Source organism: Ruania alba, from assembly GCF_900105765.1.
GTDB classification, from domain to species: domain Bacteria; phylum Actinomycetota; class Actinomycetes; order Actinomycetales; family Beutenbergiaceae; genus Ruania; species Ruania alba.
This window is the reverse complement of the sequence record NZ_FNTX01000001.1, coordinates 1,851,340-1,871,777: the sequence shown is the minus strand read 5'-3', so window position 1 is coordinate 1,871,777 and position 20,438 is coordinate 1,851,340. Positions and strand designations below refer to the sequence as shown.

16 protein-coding genes are annotated in these 20,438 nt (G+C 69.5%); 7 read left to right on the top strand and 9 right to left on the bottom strand.

The annotated features are described in order from the left end of the window. The first annotated feature begins 109 nt into the window (after window positions 1-109). Entirely contained in the window at window positions 110-553 is a 444-nt protein-coding gene (locus BLU77_RS08605; RefSeq protein ID WP_089772554.1) for a DUF6318 family protein, read from the top strand. After that, window positions 532-1,407 carry a hypothetical protein gene (locus BLU77_RS08600; RefSeq protein ID WP_175476993.1) on the top strand — a complete coding sequence of 292 codons (876 nt, stop codon included), beginning with the start codon at window positions 532-534 and terminating at the stop codon, window positions 1,405-1,407. The genes BLU77_RS08605 and BLU77_RS08600 overlap by 22 nt, the downstream gene beginning before the upstream one ends. Before the next feature lie 123 nt (window positions 1,408-1,530). Here the strand turns inward: BLU77_RS08600 and BLU77_RS08595 are convergent, their stop codons facing one another. Then, window positions 1,531-1,893 carry a helix-turn-helix domain-containing protein gene (locus BLU77_RS08595; protein WP_089772552.1) on the bottom strand — a complete coding sequence of 121 codons (363 nt, stop codon included), beginning with the start codon at window positions 1,891-1,893 and terminating at the stop codon, window positions 1,531-1,533. 130 nt (window positions 1,894-2,023) lie between these two features. Between BLU77_RS08595 and BLU77_RS08590 the strand changes: the two genes are divergently transcribed. Continuing rightward, the gene (locus BLU77_RS08590) at window positions 2,024-5,203 is read left to right on the top strand and encodes an error-prone DNA polymerase (RefSeq protein ID WP_089772551.1); all 3,180 of its coding nucleotides are present in this window, start codon (window positions 2,024-2,026) and stop codon (window positions 5,201-5,203) included. 6 nt (window positions 5,204-5,209) lie between these two features. Here BLU77_RS08590 and BLU77_RS08585 read toward each other — a convergent pair whose 3' ends face one another. The 3 genes from BLU77_RS08585 to BLU77_RS08575 form a co-directional block, all read right to left on the bottom strand. Further along, window positions 5,210-5,872 (bottom strand): spermidine synthase, encoded by a 663-nt coding sequence (locus BLU77_RS08585; RefSeq protein ID WP_217632378.1) that lies wholly within the window; start codon window positions 5,870-5,872, stop codon window positions 5,210-5,212. After that, the gene (locus BLU77_RS08580; protein ID WP_342741460.1) at window positions 5,872-7,089 is read right to left on the bottom strand and encodes an AI-2E family transporter; all 1,218 of its coding nucleotides are present in this window, start codon (window positions 7,087-7,089) and stop codon (window positions 5,872-5,874) included. Before BLU77_RS08580 ends, BLU77_RS08585 begins: the two co-directional genes overlap by 1 nt. Window positions 7,090-7,152: 63 nt before the next feature. Further along, entirely contained in the window at window positions 7,153-8,166 is a 1,014-nt protein-coding gene (locus tag BLU77_RS08575; RefSeq protein WP_089772550.1) for an aminoglycoside phosphotransferase family protein, read from the bottom strand. A gap of 33 nt (window positions 8,167-8,199) precedes the next feature. Between BLU77_RS08575 and BLU77_RS08570 the strand changes: the two genes are divergently transcribed. Further along, on the top strand, window positions 8,200-9,060 hold the full coding sequence (locus tag BLU77_RS08570; protein WP_089772549.1) for a pentapeptide repeat-containing protein: 861 nt from the start codon (window positions 8,200-8,202) through the stop codon (window positions 9,058-9,060). A gap of 114 nt (window positions 9,061-9,174) precedes the next feature. Continuing rightward, window positions 9,175-11,076 (top strand): DUF7507 domain-containing protein, encoded by a 1,902-nt coding sequence (locus BLU77_RS08565; RefSeq protein WP_089772548.1) that lies wholly within the window; start codon window positions 9,175-9,177, stop codon window positions 11,074-11,076. A 48-nt stretch (window positions 11,077-11,124) separates the two neighbouring features. Here the strand turns inward: BLU77_RS08565 and BLU77_RS08560 are convergent, their stop codons facing one another. Further along, complete coding sequence (locus BLU77_RS08560) at window positions 11,125-11,598, bottom strand: tRNA (cytidine(34)-2'-O)-methyltransferase (protein WP_089772547.1); 474 nt, start codon at window positions 11,596-11,598, stop codon at window positions 11,125-11,127. A gap of 27 nt (window positions 11,599-11,625) precedes the next feature. After that, the gene (locus BLU77_RS08555) at window positions 11,626-12,789 is read right to left on the bottom strand and encodes an AAA family ATPase (protein WP_089772546.1); all 1,164 of its coding nucleotides are present in this window, start codon (window positions 12,787-12,789) and stop codon (window positions 11,626-11,628) included. Between BLU77_RS08555 and BLU77_RS21720 the strand changes: the two genes are divergently transcribed. Next, window positions 12,782-13,042 (top strand): hypothetical protein, encoded by a 261-nt coding sequence (locus BLU77_RS21720; protein WP_139177679.1) that lies wholly within the window; start codon window positions 12,782-12,784, stop codon window positions 13,040-13,042. The two genes, BLU77_RS08555 and BLU77_RS21720, sit on opposite strands and share 8 nt — an antisense overlap. Window positions 13,043-13,054: 12 nt before the next feature. Here the strand turns inward: BLU77_RS21720 and BLU77_RS08550 are convergent, their stop codons facing one another. The 3 genes from BLU77_RS08550 to BLU77_RS08540 all read right to left on the bottom strand — a co-directional run bounded on the left by BLU77_RS08550 (window position 13,055) and on the right by BLU77_RS08540 (window position 19,070). Continuing rightward, window positions 13,055-14,578: an ATP-dependent DNA ligase gene (locus BLU77_RS08550; RefSeq protein WP_245708731.1), complete on the bottom strand. Its 1,524-nt coding sequence runs from the start codon at window positions 14,576-14,578 to the stop codon at window positions 13,055-13,057. A 32-nt stretch (window positions 14,579-14,610) separates the two neighbouring features. After that, entirely contained in the window at window positions 14,611-17,649 is a 3,039-nt protein-coding gene (locus BLU77_RS08545) for an alpha-mannosidase (RefSeq protein WP_089772545.1), read from the bottom strand. 155 nt (window positions 17,650-17,804) lie between these two features. Further along, window positions 17,805-19,070 carry an ROK family transcriptional regulator gene (locus tag BLU77_RS08540; protein WP_089772544.1) on the bottom strand — a complete coding sequence of 422 codons (1,266 nt, stop codon included), beginning with the start codon at window positions 19,068-19,070 and terminating at the stop codon, window positions 17,805-17,807. 90 nt (window positions 19,071-19,160) lie between these two features. Here BLU77_RS08540 and BLU77_RS08535 point away from each other — a divergent pair, with 90 nt between their 5' ends. After that, the gene (locus BLU77_RS08535) at window positions 19,161-20,435 is read left to right on the top strand and encodes an ABC transporter substrate-binding protein (RefSeq protein WP_175476992.1); all 1,275 of its coding nucleotides are present in this window, start codon (window positions 19,161-19,163) and stop codon (window positions 20,433-20,435) included. The last annotated feature ends 3 nt before the right edge of the window (window positions 20,436-20,438 follow it).

The window sequence follows — 20,438 nt, the reverse complement described above, 5'->3', positions numbered from 1 at the left end:
GGCGTGTACGCCTTCTGGTGAGGAGCCGACGCCGACGGCGGAGCCTACGTCGGAGAGTCCGTCGCCTTCTGGGGGGTCGAGTGGGGAGTCGACGGATGAGCGTCCGGAGGTGGAGGCGCCGGAGCGGCCGGTGGAGATGGGGGAGGAGACCGTTGAGGGGGCGGTGGCCGCGGCTAAGTACTTCATGCAACTGCACCCGTACATCAACGCAACGGGAGATTTCACCGAATGGGACGCGTTGGTCGACCAGCGCTGTGTGAACTTTTGTGCTGCCGCACGTTCAGATGCGGACGAGTTGCACGACGCAGGGGGCTACTCGATCGGCGGTGACGTTGAGTTTCTGTCCGAGTCAGGGGACGGCCCGTATGACGTGGACTCGCTGGAGAACGCCTACGTCGTGGATCTCAGCGTGCGATTCGCCGCATCGGAGGATGTGAGCGGGGACGGTTCGCGGCAGTCGTACGAAGCCGGTGAAGTCGACTTCCGTGTTGCCCTGATCTGGTCGGATGGAGATTGGGCCGTGGTAGATGCTTGGACACCGGAGGCAGAGTGAGTTCCACGCTCATGAGCCTCGTTTTGGTTCTCGCTGCTGCAACGGCGCCATCGAGCGACGATGACGGACCGAAGGCCGCTGCTCAAGCAACCGGGAGCACGGTGGTCGTAGAGATCCAGGAGGTCGTAGACCAGCAGGATGCCGTCGATGAGATAGCTGACGAGGAGCCCGCAGCAGCGGGAACCGGAGGTAACGGGGATTCGGCGGCACCCGCCTCGCCGGAAGCCGTTGCCGCAAGTGTGTCCGGTGACGGTTCGGTCATCGCGTGTCAGATGACCCCCGAAGCGCCGGAGAATCCGTTCGTGCAGGCGTGTGGTGGTGAGGTTTCTGATGAGGAGGCTCCTGAGGATCCGGAGGAGGAGGCGGATGAGCCGGAGCCGGTGATCATTACGGTGTCGGCGTCGGATTTTGCGGAGTTGCCGTTGGCGCCGGCGGAGTTTGGGGTGCAGCCTGATCCTGCGGATGGGGCATGGACGGTGGTCAACATGGACACGATTGCGTATGCCTCGGATGATCCGCAGGTGGTGAGTACGCAGGTGCTGGGGTTCCCGGTGGCGGTGCGGGCGACGCCGGTGGAGTTTGCGTGGGATTTTGGTGATGGGTCGGATCCGTTGGTGACCACCGATCCTGGTGCGCCGTATCCGGATCACACGGTGGCCTATGCCTACACGGAGCCGGTGGAGGAGGTCACGGTGTCGTTGACGACGACGTGGGTGGGGGAGTTTCAGGTGGGTGGTCAGGGTCCGTGGATTCCGATTGCGGGGACGGCGCAGACGTCGAGTGAGTCGGCTGCCTTTGAGGTGGTGGAGGTGACCACGCGCCTGGTTCCCGGCCCGCGGACAGGCAGTTCGTGATCTGCACTGTCATTGGAATGGGGTTGCGTCATGGGAACGGGCTTGCGGGCGTCCGGGAGCCCGTTCCCATGACGTAACCCCATTCCAATGGCTGGATAGCCGTGCGGCCCACGGGCAGGAAGGTCAGGCGGCGCGCAGCTGCGTGGTCGCCCCGCCGAGGGTGTGTGAGGCGCGGGTGGTGAGGGTGGCCAGCTCCAGACCGAGGGACTCGGCCGCAGCCGCCAGGATCTCCGAAGAAGCCTCCTTGCGGCCCCGTTCCATCTCCGACAGGTACTGCGGGGAGATCCCGGCCGCCTCGGCCACGTCCGCCAGGTGCCGTTCCTGGCGGTGACGCTCCCGGCGGAGCTCGTGCCCGACCGCCTCACGCCAGAGCAGCGGCCGTGGTGACACCTCCGGTACAGGTGAGTCAGTATGGCCTCCACCAGGATGGCCGTCGCCTGTGCGAGCAATGCGGCGAGAGCCGGGGAACTGCAGAACGTCACCCATGACGTGATCGTAGGCTCCTGTGCCCCGGGGCGGCGGCCTGTTCGTCCGAGGCGAACGGCTCCGTGCCATGGGCAGCATTCCTCCCTGCCATCGGCAGCAATCCTCCGTGGCATGAACTACGCTAGAACGCATGTTCGAGCACGTGTCGTATGCCGAGCTGCACGCCCATTCGGCGTTCAGTTTCCTCGACGGTGCCAGTCAGCCCGAGGAGCTCGTGATCGAGGCCGCGCGACTCGGCCTTTCTGCCATCGGGATCACCGACCACAACGGCCTCTACGGTGTGGTGCGCTTCTCCGAGGCCGCCCTCGCTGCGAACATGCCCGCCCTGTACGGCGCCGAGCTGAGCCTGGACACCCCGGTGCGCCCCACCGGGATGCCCGACCCGGCCGGCACTCACCTCCTCGTGCTCGCCCGCGGCCCGGAAGGCTATCGGCGTCTCTCCCGGTCCATCGGCACCGCCCACCTGGCCAGCGGTCGCAAGGGCGAGGCCGTCTACCGCCTGCCCGAGCTCGCCGACATGGCCGGTGGGAACTGGCTCGTCCTCACCGGTTGCCGCAAGGGCGCCGTCCGCCGCGCCCTGGAACCCGAACCCGGCCAGTTCGACCTCACCGCTGCTCGCACCGAGCTGGACCAGCTCGTGGACCTCTTCGGCGCCGAGAACGTGGCCGTGGAGATCAGCGACACCGGCGCCCCGCTCGACTCCGTGCGCAACGACGCACTCGCCGAGCTGGCCGGCCGCGCCCGCGTGCCGTTGGTGGCGACCGGTGCGGTCCACTGTGCCACGCCCGCCGACCAGCGGCTCGCCCACGTGCTCGCCGCCGTCCGGTCCCGGTCCAGCCTGGACGAGCTCGACGGCTGGCTCCCGGCGAGCGCGCCGCACCTGCGCAGCGGCGCCGAGATGCTCGCCCGGCACCACCGCCACCCCCGCGCCGTCTCCACCGCCGCCGCGCTCGCCGCCGAGTGCACCTTCGACCTGCACCTGGTAGCCCCGAACCTGCCCCCGTGCCCCGTCCCGGATGGGCACACCGAAGCCACCTGGTTGCGTGAGCTCACCTACCGCGGCGCCAGGGAACGCTACGGCCCGCCCGACGTCCCACGGCACAGCGGCGCCTACGCGATGATCGAGCACGAGCTCGACGTGATCACCGCTCTGGACTTCCCCGGCTACTTCCTCATCGTGCACGAGATCGTCGACTTCTGCCGCCGCGAAGGCATCCTCTGCCAAGGGCGCGGCTCGGCCGCGAACTCCGCCGTGTGCTTCGCCCTCGGGATCACCGCCGTGGACGCCGTGCAGCACCAGCTGCTGTTCGAGCGATTCCTCTCACCCGGCCGCACCGGCCCACCGGACATCGACCTCGACATCGAGTCCGGCCGCCGGGAGGAGGTCATCCAGCACGTCTACGCCAGCTACGGACGCACCCACGCCGCCCAGGTGGCGAACGTGATCTCCTACCGGCCCCGCTCCGCTGTTCGGGACGCCGCCCGTGCGTTCGGTTACGACACCGGCCAGCAGGACGCCTGGTCGAAGTCCATCGAGCAGTGGGGCACGCTGCGCGGCAGCAGCGACCTGGACGGCGCCCCGGCCGAGGTGGTCGACACCGCCGAGAAGATGCTCCGCCTGCCCCGCCACCTGGGCATCCACTCCGGCGGCATGGTGCTCTGCGACCGGCCGGTGATCGACGTGTGCCCGGTGGAGTGGGCCACCATGCCCGGGCGCACCGTGCTGCAGTGGGACAAGGACGACTGCGCCGACGCCGGTCTGGTGAAGTTCGACCTGCTCGGCCTCGGGATGCTCACCGCACTGCGGCTGGCGTTCACGATGATCGCCGAGACCGACGACATCGAGCTGGGCCTGCACTCGCTCCCGCAGGACGACACCGCGGTCTACGACCTGCTCTGTGCCGCCGACACCGTGGGGGTGTTCCAGGTGGAGTCCCGCGCCCAGATGGCCACCCTGCCCCGGCTGCGCCCGCGCACCTTCTACGACATCGTCGTCGAGGTGGCCCTGATCCGCCCCGGGCCTATCCAGGGCGACGCGGTGCACCCCTACATCAACCGCCGCAACGGCCGCGAGAAGGTCACCTACCTGCACCCGCTGCTCGAACCGGCACTGAAGAAGACCCTGGGCGTTCCGCTGTTCCAGGAACAGCTCATGCAGATCGCCATCGACGTCGCCTCCTTCACCCCCGACGAGGCCGACCAGCTGCGCCGGGCGATGAGCGCCAAACGCTCCGCCGAACGGATGGAAGCCCTGCATCAGCGCCTTCTGGACGGGATGGCGGCCAACGGTGTGAGCCTCGAGATCGGAGAGCAGATCTTCGACAAGCTTAAGGCGTTCGCCGACTTCGGCTTCCCCGAGTCGCACGCCTTCTCCTTCGCCTACCTCGTCTACGCCAGCGCCTGGCTCAAGGTGCACCACCCGGAGGCCTTCTACGCCGGGCTGCTCGCCGCTCAGCCGATGGGGTTCTACTCCCCACAGTCGCTGGTGGCCGATGCCCGCCGCCGCGGGGTGCGGGTGGAGCGGGCGAGCGTGGTCGCCTCGCAGGTGCAGGCATGCGTGGAACGGGCCGAAACTCCCGACGGCGGAGGGCTGGCCCTGCGCCTGGGCCTCGCCCCGGTGCGGGGCGTGGGGGAGAAGACTGCCGAGCGGATCGTGGCCGCCCGGGAGGAGTCGCCATTCGTCGATGCGGCCGATCTGGCCCGCCGGGTGCGGTTGAGTACCGCCCAGCTCGAGGCGCTCGCGACGGCAGGCGCCCTGGCAGACCTGGGGCACGACCGTCGTCAGGGGGTGTGGGTGGCCGGGGCGCTCGCCGGGGAGAGCGGACGCTCCCACGGCAGGTGGACGCAGGAGCCTCTGCCGTTCACCTCGGTCGGGCTGGACGTGCCCGACCTGCCTGCGATGGACGAGGTGACCACAGCGGTAGCGGACGTGTGGGCCACGGGGATCTCGCCGTCGTCGTTCCCCACCCAGTTCCGCCGGGACGACCTGGACGAGGCCGGAGTGCTACGTGTACGGGACGTCCCCGGTGCCGGTTCGCGGCGGGTGCAGGTGGCCGGAGTGGTCACCCATCGGCAGCGCCCCGGCACCGCCAAAGGGGTCACCTTCCTCTCCCTGGAGGACGAGACCGGGCTGCTGAACGTGATCTGCTCGGCCGGGTTGTGGCAGCGCTACCGCAAGGTCGCCCTCAGCAGTGCCGCACTGGTGGTGCGCGGGGTGGTCGAGCATGCCGACAACGTCACCAACCTCATGGCCGACCGGATCGAGGCACTCAGCCTGCGGGTACCGAGCCGATCCCGGGACTTCCAGTGACCAGCGTCACCGGGTGGCCAGGTAGAGCCAGTACTGCTCCGCACGGGACTGCAGTCGAACCGGCAGCGGCACCTCCTCGGCGCGTCCGAACACATCGGCCAGCGACTCCAGCAACGCGGTCGCCCGGTTCGCCGCCCACACCACCAGGACCCCGCCTGGGCGCAGCACCTGGCGCGCCGACGCCAGAAACGACGTGCCATACAGCTCGGCGTTGCCCGCGTGCACCAGATACTCCGGGCCGTTGTCCACGTCCAGCAGCGCCAGGTCCAGCGACTCCGCCGGGCTCTTCGACACCACGTCGGCCACGTCCTGCACCTCGACGTGTACCCGATCGTCGGCGAGCAGGTCAGGCCCGTGCGGGACGGTGCCGTCCCGCAGCCAGTCCACCACCGCCGGTTCGATCTCGGCCACCAGCAGATCATCCACGCGCGGATCCGTGAGCACCTCAGCGGCGGTGAAGCCCAGCCCGAGACCACCGACCAGCACCGAGGACGCGTGCGGCGCCCGCTCGAGGGCCGCCTCGGCGAGCGCACGCTCGGTAGACGTCTCGGCAGTGTCCATCACGAACACTCCGTTGACGCGCAACTCCAGGACGCGCCCGCGGCGCAACAAGGTGATCGGGCCGCGCGGGGAGTCCCGCTCGGCCACCAGTTCGGCCGGCCCCGCCATCACGAACGCGGCAGGACGTCCGGTTCTTCCAGGTCCTGCATGGGTGGGTCGACGGTACGGAGCTTGGCATAGACGGCCCAGATCACGGCCACGATGGGGATCACCACGACCGCACCGAGGATCCCCGCCACCAACGTGCCGGAGGTGACCGCCAGGGCCACCACCACCGGATGCAGGGACACCTGCTTGCCCATCACCAGCGGCTGTAGCACGTGCCCCTCGAACTGCCCGATCAGGGCGATCGCGATCCCCACGATCACCGCGTTCCAGACACCGTTCGCTGCCAGCGCCACGATCATCGCCACGATCATCGCGGCCGGTGCACCGACCAGCGGGATGAACGCACCGATGAAGACCAGCACCGCCAGCGGGGCAGCGAGCGGCACTCCCGCGATGAGCAGCAGGATCAGCGCGAGCACCCCGTCCACGAGGGCGATGATCACCGTGCCGCGCGCGTAGCCGGAGAACGTGTACCACCCGACTCCGCCAGCGGCGATCCACTGTGGCCGCACCCGTGCGGGCAGCTGGTTGATGAACCACCGCCACATCTCGTCCCCGCGGGCCAGGAAGAACACGGTGCAGAATGTGGCCAACGCCAGGATCGCGAACGTGACGAAGACCGACCCGGCACCCTCGGCCGCTCGGTCCAGCAGCTCGGACTGGTTCTCCCGAATCCACTGCAGCCCTGTGTCGGACCACTCCCGCAACTGGTCGGCGGTGATCGAAACACCGAACGGGAGATTCTCGGCCAGGTCCCACAGTTCGTTGATACCGGCGGTGAACTCTTCCGAGAGGTCCTCCCACTGACCGGTGACCGAGCGGACCACGTACGTGACCATCCCGCCGATCACCAGGATGGCGCCGAAGATCGACAGCGCCGTGGCCAGAGCCCGCGGCATCACCTTGTCCATCAGGTTCACGAACGGGCGCAGCACGGAGGCGAACACCAGCGCGAGGAAGACGGCGATGAAGACCAGCTGGATCTTCGCCGTCGCCCACACCAGCAGGGCCACCACGGCCACCACCACGAGCAGCCGCCACGACCAGCCGCCTGCCTTGACCATCCATCGCGGGACACCATCGCCGGTGGCGTCAGAGCTCAGGTGCCGCTCCGGGAGCCGGTGCGGGTGCAGCCTCGCGCCCCGGGCTGGGGAACGGACGAGCTTCGGCATGGCCGGTGCCTTGGCCGTAGCTCTGCGACGGGTGGTGATCTTCACGTGAGTCAGTCTGCCGCAGTCACCGTAGTTCTCGCGATGGATGCGACCGCTGTGTCGACGTGCCTAGTGGCGCAGCAACCCTGCCCACAGCTGCACCTGGTACAGGTCGTCCCGGGTACGCGCCTGGCGAGCGGGATCCTGCCAGGTCTCCCACTGCCACAGGATCGACTCCACGCTGCGAGCCAGCGCCCACTCACAGATACGGCGAGCCGGAACGCCGAGCGTGGTCTCGGCGAGTCGGACCCGTGCGGCGATCTCGGCCGGGGGATCGGGGTACCGGAACGGCTGGTCGAGCTGGGAGAGCAATGGCCACAGGTCGTAGCCGGGATCACCGGCCATCGGCTTCGGGTCGATCGCCAGCCAGTGACCGGTGCGCCCGTGCGGGGCGTCCAGCAGCACGTTCCCCGGGTTCAGGTCACCGTGCAGCAGCACCGTCGGACCGGGCATCGCCCCCGGGCTCCCGAACGCGCGCAACAGCTCCACCCCCCAGTGGATCGGCTCGACGGCGTCGGGGTACAGATGCGCCCAGCGTGCGGCCCGCTCGGTGGCGAGTCCCGCCCAGTAGGCGCTGACCTCCACCTGGGAGGGCACGTGCTCGGTCAACGGAGCGCCGTGCAGGTTCGCCAGCACGTCCAGCCCGGCCTGCAGGCGCGCCGGTGCCGGGGTGGCCTCGTGCAACATCGGAGTGCCCGGGTGTGCCCGGCGCAGCAGCAGTGCCCAGTCCTGCTCGTGCTGGTCGAGCAGCTCCACGGCAGCCAGTCCGTGCCACATCCGCAGTGCCGCCGCCTCGTACTTGGCTTCGTCGTGCGGGAACGAGATCTTCAGCACCACGGGGGTGCCGTCGGCTGTGGTGCCCGGTGCCGTCCAGGCAGCGGTGCCCACCCCGAACGGTTCCGACAGCTGCAGGTGCCACCGTGCCACCGCGCGGTGCACCAGACCAGGCAGTCGGTCCAGCCATGCGGCACCGGCCGGGGTCGACCCGGCACCCTCCGCGAGGGACGGTGGGATCGGCACTGGGCCGGGTGGCCCTCCGGCGGTATCACCGTGGACGGCAGTGCGGGCGTCTGGTGGGCTCACGGTGCCAGGTTATCGAGCACGTACGCTTCCAGGGTGCCCGAGATCGAACTGACGGCGGACTGCGCCTCTTGTGTAGGCCTATGCTGCGTGGCGCTCGGGTTCAGTGCCTCCGCTGACTTCGCCTTCGACAAGGCCCCGGGCGAGCCATGCCGCAACCTGCAACCCGATCACGGATGTGGAGTGCATGCCGGACTGCGCTCCCGCGGGATGGTCGGGTGCACCGTGTTCGACTGCCAAGGCGCCGGGCAGCACACCACTGCCGCCTTCGCCGAGGCTGCCGAGCGTGGCGGGGTTCCGGCAGCCGACTGGCGCGAGCCTGCCGTGGCCTCGCAGATGTTCGCGGTCTTCGCCCGGATGCGCCGGTGGCACGATGCGGTGTGGCATCTGCAGCACGCATCGCAACTGGACGTCGATGATGACCTGCTCGCCCAGGTGAGACGCGAGCTCGACCTGACCAGCGCCGTCGGGAACGCCCGACTGGAGGACCTCCCGGAAGACGCTGCAGTCGAGGAGTTGTGGGGCCGGATCGGCCCCCTCCTCGCTGCGGTCAGCGAGCAGGTGCGCACCGAGACGGTCGCCGAGCCGGACGAGCTGCGTGGGGCGGACCTGGCCGGTGCCGGGATGCGCGGGTACGGGATGCGCGCGGCGAATCTGCGCGGAGCCATGCTGGTAGGCGCCGACCTACGGGATGCGGACCTGCGAAAGGTGGACCTGGCCGGAGCTGACCTGCGCGGAACGCGGCTGCATGGCGCGGACCTCACCGGCGCACTGTTCTGCACGCAGTCTCAGCTCGACGCGGCGATCGGTGACGATCGCACCAGGGTGCCAGTGGGATGCCGGCACCCGGCTCACTGGGAACTATCCGTGCTGGATGTGAGCGACACCGGAATATGAGGCACATCACACCATGACGGCGTGAGGATCCGGTCGTCGATAGCACGTATGAGGTGATGGCCACGGGGGAGGTGGCGATCCCGCTGTTGCCTCCTACCCAAAAGGTGATCACTCGTGACCACACGCATCCCTCGGCGGCGCCACATGCGCGCTGCGATCGTCGCGCTGCTTGGCGCCTGCCTGACCCTGCCGGCGATCCCGGCCACGGCACAACCCACGAACAGCGACCTGGAGCCGTTCGGCTGCCAGGGAGGCGGAATCCTCACTCAGGTCAGCGGGAACTACTTCGTGGATCTGGCCACCGGGGACTACGAACCGATGCCTGCGGTCCCTGAGCTCATGAACGGGGTCGGCTTCAACCCGACCGACAACCTGGTGTACGGCTGGGCGTACGGAGGGGAAGGAATCGGGCGCTTCGGCGCCGACGGCGGGTACGAGTTCCTCGGGCTTCCGGACGGATTGACGGTGGACAACTGGAACACCGGTGACGTGGACGCCGAGGGCTACCTCTGGCTCGCCACCTCCGGCAGGCGCGTGAACTGGGCGCAGATCGATGTGCGGGCCGGTTCGGACACGTTCGGCGAGCTTGTCGACTCCGGAATGGTCGAACGGCCGGCCGGCGTCGCGAGCAGTTCCGTGGACTGGGCGTTCTCACCCACGGACCCGACGGGCCTCTACCTGCTCGGGTTCGGCGACGGCGCCCGTACCCAGCTGGTGCTGGATCGATTCGACACGGGCACGCACACCCGGGAGAAGGTGGCCGACCTGGGGACCTTCGAGGGAGTGCGAGCGTTCGGCGCCCTGTACGCCGACGCGGACGGCTTCGTGTACGGCTCGGACAACGACTCCGGCACCATCGTGCGGGCCGACATCGCGGCCGGAACCGCCGATGTCTTCAGCGCCGGCCCGGCCAGCTCGGTGAACGACGGTGCGGCTTGCGCGTCCACGATCATCCCGCTGGACTTCGGCGACGCCCCGGACAGTTACGGGTCGTTACTGGCCGACGACGGTCCGCGACACGCGCTGCGGGAGTGGACCGAGGATGTGGCACCACTTCAGCTCGGCAGCTCGGTCACCCGGGAGCCGGACGCCCTCACAGCGGACGCTGACGATGCCCTGGCCACGGCGCCCGAGGCGATCGCCGGGGTTCCGACATCGGTGGAGGTGGAGGTCACGAACTCCACCGATACCGGCGCCCTGCTCTCTGCCTGGTTCGACACCGCGATCGACGGCGCGTTCGACGAGACCGACGCCATCGCGCCGGTCGAGATCCCCGCAGGGTCCGGAACGACCACAGTGAGCCTGGAGCTTCCCGCCGCATCCGCGCACGGTGAGAGCTGGCTGCGGTTGCGCCTCGCCGACGCTGACACACTCACACCGATGGGCCCGGCCTCCGGCGGCGAGGTCGAGGACTGGCCGGTGCAGGTGAGTGCGGGAACCCCCGGGATCACCGTGGTCAAGGACGTCGCGGAGGCGACCTTCGCTGCTGCGGGGGACACCCTCGACTACAGCGTCGAGGTGACGAACTCCGGCGACGTCCCGCTGACCGAGGTCGAGGTTGCCGACCCGCTGTGCACGCTCAGCGGCGGCCGCGACACCCTCGACGTTGCGGAGTCCACCACGTTCACCTGCACCTATGAGGTCACCGCAGAGGACGTCTCGGCAGAGTCGGTCGTGAACACGGTGAGCGCGACTGGGTCCGATCAGTTCGGCACCGTGGCGACAGCGTCCGACGACGCGACTGCGACCTATGAGTTGACCGAACCGACCGAGGACCCGACGGACGAACCGAGTGGGCCGAGCGATCCGCTCGAGCCGAGCGACGGGCCGGAGACGGAAGCCCCGACAGCGGACTCGACTGAGAATGCGGCAGGAACGACGGATACCGCCACCGGCACAGGGTCACTTCCCCGTACTGGCGCGTCACCCGGGATGTTGGCCGCCATCGGGGCCGCGCTCCTCGCGGCTCTCACGGGAGCCACGCTGCTGATCATGCGCCGCCGCGCCATCGGCTGACCGTGTTGCGCAGGTGCCGGGCCGGCTTCGCACCGGCTCGGCACCTGCTCAGACACCCCCGGCGTAGCCCTGCTGCCGCCATGCCTCGAAGGTGGCGATCGCCGCCGAGTTGGACAGGTTCAGTGACCGCACCCCCGGGTGCATAGGGATCCGAACGAGCGCGGTGAGCCGGTCGTCGGCGAGCACGTGCTCGGGCAGGCCGTCCGGTTCGGGACCGAACAGCAGTGCGTCTCCCGGCTGGTAAGCCACCTCGGCGAACGATGCCTTGGTGCGCCCGGTGAACGCATAGATGCGCCCGGAACCATGCTGACCCAGGTGTGCCAGGGTCGCCTCCAGGTCGGGGTGCACATGCACCCGGGCGAGATCGTGATAGTCCAGGCCGGCGCGACGCAGCTTGGCGTCGGAGAGGTCGAACCCGAGCGGCTCCACCAGGTGCAACGTCGCTCCCGTGGCCGCCGTCATCCGGATCGCGTTACCCGTGTTCGGCGGGATCCGGGGCTCGTAGAAGACGATGTGGAACACAGCAGGCCACAGTAGCGGCTCAGATGCTCAGCGTGAGGGCCATGTCCAGGCGGGACGGTCCAACGGTCCCTCCTGACCATCGATCCGGGTCTCACCGAGCTCTTTCACGAGGTGCACGTGCTCGGCGCCCTGGCCCAGCGCTTCCTGCAACGCGGTGGCGTGGGTGACCACCACCAGCTGAGTGTCCTCGGATGCCTGCCGCATCAGGTGTGCCAGCGGCTCCAGCAGTTCCGGGTGCAGGCTCGTCTCTGGCTCGTTGAGCACCATCAGTTGCGGAGGCCGTGGGGAGAGCAGAGCCGCGGCGAGCATCAAGTAGCGCAGCGTGCCGTCGGAGAGCTCCGCGGCGTGCAGGGGACGCAGGATCCCCGGTTGGTGCAGCTGGACCGAGAACCGCCCGGCAACGACCTCGATCTCCACCCGGCTGTCATCGAACGCCTCTGCCACTGTGGTGTGCAGCAGGTCGGCCTTGCCGATCTCCTCGATCGTGGCGAGTGCGCTCGGCAGGTCTGAGCCGTCCGCGGCCAGTGCCGGTGTGCGGGTCCCGACGACGCCCCCTCGCGCGGGCGCATCGGCGTCCGTGCGCAGATGGTCGTAGAAGCGCCACCCACGCAGGGATTCGCGCAGGGTTACCAGCTCCGGCGCCCGGGCCGGGTCCGACAGTGTCGTGACACAGGAGTCCCCGGGCGTGAGCGCGTGGGTGAGTTCGCGCCAGCCTGTCTCGTCCCGCACGGTGACCAGGGGGCCGTGACGGCGTACCAGCTGTGCTCCTGGGCGGGCGAGCGGGCCGTTCCAGACAGTTTCGGCCTTGATCTCTGGATCGAGTCCGAATCGCGTAGGCAGGCCATCCGGTTGGGGGAGTCCGAGGTCCATCGCGTAGCTCAGGTCCTCGGAGGCGAACCCGACCTGCAGCCGGACCGGACCCGTGCGGCGGGTTCCCTGCACCGGCACCTCCCCGCGGTGCATCGCGCCACTGAGCCGCTCCGGACCGGCCCACATCGTCGACCCCAACCCGCCCTCGGCGGCTAAAGCCGCGATCGCGGTACCGCGGGCGGAGTCGGCGAGCAGCCGGAGCGCGCGGTAGAGACTGGACTTCCCGCTCCCGTTCGCTCCCGTGACGACGGTCAGTTGCCCGAGTGGCACCACGAGGTCCCGCAACGACCGGTATCCCTGGACGGCGAGGGTGGTGAGCATCCGGCCAGACTATGCGCTCGGTGGGACACCGCCGCAGGTACCGCCAGCGGTCAGCGGCCCCTCCCCGCGCGATCTCGTCGAGATCGGCGATGTGTTCGGATTTGCCCCCGAGACCCTGGTGCAGCGTGCTGCGCGCTTCCGCAAGGGGCAAGGGCTCTTCGCGGGTGGGTTCGTCGAGGAGCCGACGGTGGTGCAGATGGGTGCCCGGCTGTGCCGCGAAGGCGGCGGTGACGTCCCGGTCCCGCTCGGCTGATCGGGTGCGGAGTCAGGGACGGAGCAGGGCCCGCACCGTGTCGATCGTATCGGCCTCCGCGGCCGGCTTATCGTCGCGGTAGCGCACCACCCGCGCGAACCTGAGCGCGATGCCGCCGGGATAGCGGGTGGAGCGTTGCACCCCGTCGACGGCGATCTCCACCACCTGCTCCGGGCGCACCAGCACACCGGCATCAATGCGTTCGGTGGTGAGCTCAGTGAACCGCTGGGTCTGCCAGGTCAGCATCGCGTCGGTGAGGCCCTTGAACGTCTTGCCCACCATCACCAGGCTGCCGGCGTCGCCGTAGCGGCCTTCGGGGTCGCGCGCACCCAGGTGCAGGTTGGACAGCCACCCGGTCCGTCGCCCGTACCCCCACTCCGCGCCCAGCACCACCAGATCGACGGTGTGCACCGGCTTCACCTTCAGCCAGGCGGACCCGCGCCGCCCCGCCGCGTACACCGAGTCCACGCCCTTGACCAGCACGCCCTCATGACCGGCGGCGAGCGAGTCCGCCAGCACCTGCTCGGCGACGGCCGGGTCGTCGGTGATCGTGCCGGGCACCATCAGGTCACCGGCGATCCGGGCGAGCAGCTCGAGGCGCTCGGTCAACCGTGAATCGATCAGGTCGCGACCGTCCAGGTGCAGCACGTCGAAGAACCAGGGCCGCAGCACCACCTCACCGGCCTCGCTGCCGAAGCGGGCCATCGAGTCCTGGAACAGGCGCGGCGCACCGTCGTCGGTCAGGGCGAGCGTCTCCCCGTCCAGGATCACCGTCTCCACCGGCAGGCTGCGGACCGACTCGACGATCTCCGGCACGCGGTCGGTGATCTCAGCCAGGCTGCGGGTATACACCCGCACCTCCTGGCCACGGCGGTGCACCTGGATCCGTGCGCCGTCCAGCTTGGCCTGCACAGCGGCCCTCCCGACGGCGGTCATCGCCTCGGTCGGAGTGGTTGCAGTGCCGGCGAGCATCGGCAGGACCGGGGTGCCCACGCGCAGGCCGACCTCGGTGAGATCCGCGCCGGTGCGCGCAAGCCGCGCCGTCTCGCCGAGGTCACCGGTGAGCATCGCGGCGCGGCGCACCACGGCGAGGGGCAGGTCCGCGGCGCGCGCCACGGCGTCGGTGAGCACACCGTCCAGGGCGCCGGTGCGCATGTCGCCGAGGATGACTCTGATCAGCACGTCCTGCTCCGGCTCGGTGGCCCGGCTGAACAGACCGGTGAGCAGCTCGGCGCGGCGTGCCTGGGACCCGGGGCCGTGCGTGCCCGCCAGCTCGGTGAAGGCCTGGTCCACCTCGAGCACGGTCAGGCTCGCCTCGGCTGCTGCATCACCGCGCATGTCCTGGAGGGTGCGCCAGCCCACGCCCAGCCGGCCCTGGCGCACTCGCCCGAGCAGCATCCCGACGGCGGCCCTCACCTCTCCCGGATCGAGCACCCGGAGCAACTCGGCCAGGGCCGTGATCTTCGCTGTGCGCGAGCGGGTACTGCCGACCGTGCGAGTGACACGATCGAGCTCGGCTATCGGCGTGCTGGGCACCGGCTCAGTGTGCCACCAGGATGTGACAGGCGTCAGTGTGCCCGGGCGCGGACCGTGACGATCTGGAAGGCGTGCAGGTCGAGCTCGAGCTGGTCTGCGACCGGCCCGGCGTCGGAATCGAGCACTCGTTCGAGCAGGTCGACCTGCCGGATCTGCGCGCCGTTCACCACGATCCGGGCCCGGGTGGGGCGTCCATAGGCTTCGTGCACGCGCACGATCAGGTCGCCGGTGCCGTCCTCGGCCAGCTTCACCGTGTGCAGCACCACGCCGTCGCCGAACGCCTGCGCCACTGGCGCGATCTCGCGGCCGTCACCGCGGGCGGTCCGCAACGGGGTATCCATGTCGTAGGCCTCGTCCACGGCGCCGGACACGTCCGGGGTCAGCACCAGGCGAGTGCGGAAGGTGTGCCGGCCCTGATCGCTCTCCGGATCGGGATACAGCGGCCCTCGCAGCAGCGTCTGCCGGACCTGGGTGAGGTACTCCTGCGCGGGGAGGCGGGCGACGTCGTGGCCGTAGGTGGAGTCGTTCACCACCGCCGCACCGACGACACCGTCGCTGACGTGCAGCCAGCGATGGGCGACGATCTCGAACCGCGCCTCGTCCCACGAGGTGTTCTCGTGCGTGGGGCGCACTACATGACCGAACTGGGTCTCGGCGGCGGAGGTGCGCGCGTCGATCCGGAACGGGTGGGCCAGCTTGAGCAGGCGCTGGCGTTCGTGCCAGTCCACCTCGGTGACGATGTCCACGACCGGTCGGTCCGGCGCCAGGGTGACCACCTGCTCCACCCGGGACGCACCCACGGTGCGGGTGATGTGCACCGCCGGTGTGCCGTCGTCGGCGATCCGTACCTCGGCGGTGCCGTCAGCGGGCACGGTCAGCTCACGGTAGTGCGCGTCGATGTCCCAGGCGTCCCAGTCCGTGGGGATGTCCTGGTGCAGGTCCAGGGTGTTCCCTGGAGCGTCCGGGCTGAACAACGAGCGCCCGGACGCGTGGTCGAGGAGCTCGACGAAGGTGCCGTCGGCGGCGACCTGCAGCTCCAGGTGGGAGGTGCGCAGCACGTGCCGGTCGCCAGACCTCTCCACGCTCACCTGCTGGTTCGGCGGCGCCGGTTCGGCCACCCCACCGAGCGGAGGGATCCCGGCGCGCGGGAACGGTGCGCCGTTCACGGTCAGCGTCTGCTCGCCGGTACCGGCGAGGATGTCCAAGGCATCGGCGATGATCTGCTCGAGCGCGTCACGGTCCTCGCCGTGCATCCGTTCGGCGTCGGCGTGCACCCAGGAGATCGAGCTGCCGGGCAGGATGTCGTGGAACTGCAGCAGCAGCGTGCGCTCCCAGATCCGGGCCAGCTCCTCCTGCGGATAGGCCGCGCCGGCGCGCACGCTGGCGGTGGCGGCCCACAGCTCGGCCTCGCGCAGCAGCGCCTCGGCGCGCCGGTTGCCGTACTTGGTGCGGGCCTGTGAGGAGTAGGTGCCGCGGTGCAGCTCCAGGTACATCTCCCCGGTCCAGGTGGCCGGGTCGGCGTCCTGCGCCTCGGCCTCGGCCTCGGCGAAGAACTCCGACGGCGCACCGAACCGTACCCGCGGAAGGCCTTCCACGTCCGCGGCACGGCGGCCGGCCTCGAGCATCTCTCGGGTGGGCCCACCACCGCCGTCGCCGTATCCGAACGGCACGATGCCGCCGGAGAAATCGGCGTGGTCGGCGAAGTTGCCGTGCGCGTAGCCGAGCTCGACGGGGGAGAGGTCGGAGTTGTAGGTGTCCACCGGGGTGAAGTGGGTGAGGATCCGGGAGCCGTCGATGCCCTCCCAGGTGAAAGTGTGGTGCGGCATCCGGTTGCTGCGGTTCCAGGACATCTTCTGCCCGAAGAACCAGTGTGCTCCGGCCAGGCGGGCGATCTGGGGGAACGCGCCGGTGTAGCCGAAGCTGTCCGGCAGCCACACCTCCGGGCACTCGATGCCGAACTCGCGCATGAAGAAGCCCTGACCGGCCACGAACTGGCGCACCAGGGACTCACCGCTGGGCATGTTCGTGTCGGACTCCACCCACATCCCGCCCACGGGCACGAACTGGCCCCGCGCGACGGCGTCGGAGATCCGCGTGTACAGATCCGGGTAGTGCTCCTTCATCCACGCGAACTGCTGGGCGGAGGAGCAGGCGAACACGAAGTCCGGGTTGTCCTCCATCAGGGTGACCACGTTGGAGAAGGTGCGTGCGCACTTGCGGATCGTCTCCCGCAGCGGCCACAGCCACGCCGAGTCGATGTGCGCATGTCCGACGGCGGTCAGCGTCATCGCACTGGCATGCGCCGGGGTGGTCAGCACTGCGGTGAGCCGTTCGCGGGCTGCTGCAGCGGTTCCGGGAACGTCGGTCGGGTCGAGTACGGCGAGCATCCGCTCGATCGCGGCCAGGATCAGGTCGCGCCGGCGCACGTCGGTGCCGTCGTTGGTGGCGATCCCGCGCAGCAGGTCCACGTCATGGGCGAGGGCGACGACCTCGGCCTCGGGCACCACGACGTGCGCACCGGCGAATCGGTAGATCTCCTCCTCGCCGGCGCTCTCCCAGCTGCCCAGGTGGGCGAGCGGGATCAGGTTCGTGCCGTGGGCGTTGTTCAAGGTGGGGTTGGCGGCGGCCTCGACCCAGTACTCGATGGCCGCGCCCGGACCCACCTGGAGCGGCACGCGGTGATTCAGTGGGGAGAGTGCGCGGACCACTGATCCGTCCGTGGTGTACACCAGCCCCTCGGCCTGGAATCCGGACTGCGCCGTGGTGAAGCCCAGGTCGATCTCGAGCTCGGCCGCGACTGCGGTGCGTGCGTCCCACTCACCGGGGACGGCGCCGCTGACGTGCATCCACACGGTGTCCCAGGCACGGCCCCACGAGTCGCCGACGGCGAGAGGGGTGAGGTCGCCGCGGGTGCCGTCGGCGAACGAGACGGGCTCGCCCCCGACCCGTCGAGCGGAGACCGTGAGCGGACTGCGATAGCGGATCCGCGCGGGACGGATCACCTCGCGGACCGCGCGGTCCAGGCGCCGGACGATCTGGGTGGAAGCATCCTGCTGGCGGATCTCGGTCATCTGTCTCGTCCCTTCAGACCGCATCGGCGCGGCGTCGGTTCTGCGGTCGCTAGTTAGTCAACCATATGGAATTACAAGAAGGGTGTCATGGCGGGCTGCTAGGGCGCACGGAGGCGGTGTGGGCCACGTGCCCGTGCGGTCGGTGGCGTCGGGTCTCAGTGCGGGAGGAACAGCTGTGTCGGTGCATTGAAGGTGCTGGACCACATCGCCAGCGACGCTGCACCCACGGCGCCCACCTGGTTGCCGATCGACGTCCCGCGGACGGTGACCGGGTGCACCGCACGGCCGATGAACATCCGTGTCACGACGTCCGGAACGATCCGCAGGATCGTGGGCGCGAACGGCTCCCACTGGGGTCCGCCGAAGACGATCGTGTCCAGGTCGAGCAGGTTGGCGAGCTGACCGGTGATCCGGCCCAGGCCACGTGCGGCGCGCTCGACGATCTCCACCGCCTCGGCCTGGCCGGAATCAGCGAGGTGGCACAGTTCGGTGAGCGCAGCGCCCAGGGCGCGAGCGTCTCCGATGTCGACCGCGGGCAGAACGCCACGGACCGTGCCCTCGCCGACAAGGTTGCGCGGCAGGATCGTGCTCTCCAGGCAGCCACGGCCGCCGCAGAAGCAGATCGGGCCGTTCGGATCGGCGTTCATGTGGCCGATGTTGCCGCTGGAGCCTCGCATCACCTCGCCGTCGAGCACCAGGCCGGCTGCGATTCCGGTGCCGATGTAGACGAAGGCCATGTTGCGCGGGCCGTCCTCGGCGTTCCACATCTCTCCGACGGCGACCGCCGTCGAGTCCTTGTCGATCGTGACGGGAAGGTCGAGCCGGCGTTCCAGGTCGGTCCGCAGCGGCACGCGTTCCCACCCCACCAGGTAGGGGGCGCCGACCACGGCGCCGGTGCGCACATCGATCGGACCGGGTGTTCCCACGCCCAGTCCGGCCAGGCGGTCGGCCGGGATGCCGGAGTCGGCGATGAGGGAGCGGATCATTGCCTCGATCGCGTCGAGCACCGAGGTCGGGTCCGGTGAGGCCGGCGTCGGGATACGGACGGTGCCGACCACCTCGCCGGCGAGGTTGAGCACCACCGACGTCAGCCACGCCGGGTCGATGTGCAGACCGAGCGCGTACAGGCCTCCGGGTTCCACCTCGAAGATCGTGCGGGGGGCGCCGGCGCCGGCGTAGATCCGGCCGGACTCCTTGATCAGGCCCGCGTCGCTGAGACGGCGGCAGATATTGGACATGGTCTGCGCCGTCAGACCGGTGTGCTGCACCAGCTCGACCCTGCTGATCCCCGCCGACCGGCGGATCAGGTCCAGCACCAGCATCTTGTTGTAGTCGGCCACTCGGGGCAGGTTCGTGCCGCGCCGGCCCGGTGCTGCGGGCGCAGCTGGGTCCTCGGAGGGCGTCGGTGTCCGGCTCGGCATGCGCCGATGCTACGCAGCCCATGCCGCGTTGACAAACTCAAAATGGTGGATTTAACTGTGGCCCACTCGCATCAACGGAGAGGCAGTCACGTGAAGACATCCAGGTTCATCGCCGCCGCAGCAGTCGGCGCTCTTGCAGCGACCCTCGCCGCATGTGGTGGGGAAGGGGCGGAGCCGGACGACGGAGTTGTCCGCCTCACCTTCCGGCAGTTCGATCCTGCCGATCAGATCCAGGGACTGGTGGAAGCAGTCGACGCCTGGAACGCGGACAACCCGGACATCCAGGTCGAGCTCGAGACGCTCACCCCCAACAACCCCCAGCAGCTCGCCCGTGAGGCCAACTCCGGGTCCGGACCGGACATCGCTCACCTTGCCCTGGCGGATGTGGCGTTCCTGGCGGAGCCGAACATCCTGCTGCCGCTCGACGACCTGATGGCCGAGCAGCCGCTGGACGATGCCGACAGCCTGCTCGCCACCGAGATGACCGTCCTGGACGAGACGACATGGGCCATCCCCTGGACGGCCGACACCATGGCCATGGTCTACCGGGAGGACGTGCTCGCCGATGCAGGCGTGACTGAGACTCCGAGCGACTGGCCCGAGCTGCTCGACGTGGCGGGGCAGATCACCGACGCCTCGGGTGGTGAGGTGAGCGGCTTCTGCTTCGCAGCCGGTGCCCCACAGCAGGCGGCGCAGTGGTTCGCGATCAATTACTACATGTGGAACAACGACTTCCAACTGATCGAGAACAACGGCGGCGACTGGTCCGTCGGTGCCACCCAGGAGCAGCTGGCCGGCGCCATCGACTACTTCAACTCCTACTTCACCGAGGGCATCACCCCGACGTCGATGCAGGCGATCACCGACTACGCCGATCCGTCCATCGCGGCGGGCCTCGGTGATGGCACCTGCGCGATGACCTTCATGCCGCCCGCCGCCTTCCGGGCGGTCCAGGAGCAGGTCGACGCCGAGCTTCTCACCGCTCCCATGCCGGGAGGGCTGGACGACGGGTCGACCCACCTGGGTGGACGCGCGCTGGGCATCAACGCCAACAGCGAGCACCCGGACGAGGCGTGGCAGGTCGTGCAGTACCTGCTCAGTGCCGAGACGTTCGAGACCTACGACCAGTACCCGGCATCGGCGAGCACGCTGACCCAGCTCGACGTCGATCCGGCCGAGCAGGGATTCGTCGACCAGCTTCCGCACTCGGTGCCGTTCGTGCGCTACATCGGTGCCCCGATCACGATCGCGTCCCTGCAGGAGCTGGTGAACCAGCAGTTCTCGGCGGTGTACTCGGGCCAGGCGGACTCCGCCACGGCAGCACAGGCGATCATCGACGCCATCGAGCGCGAGCTGCAGGGCTGAGGC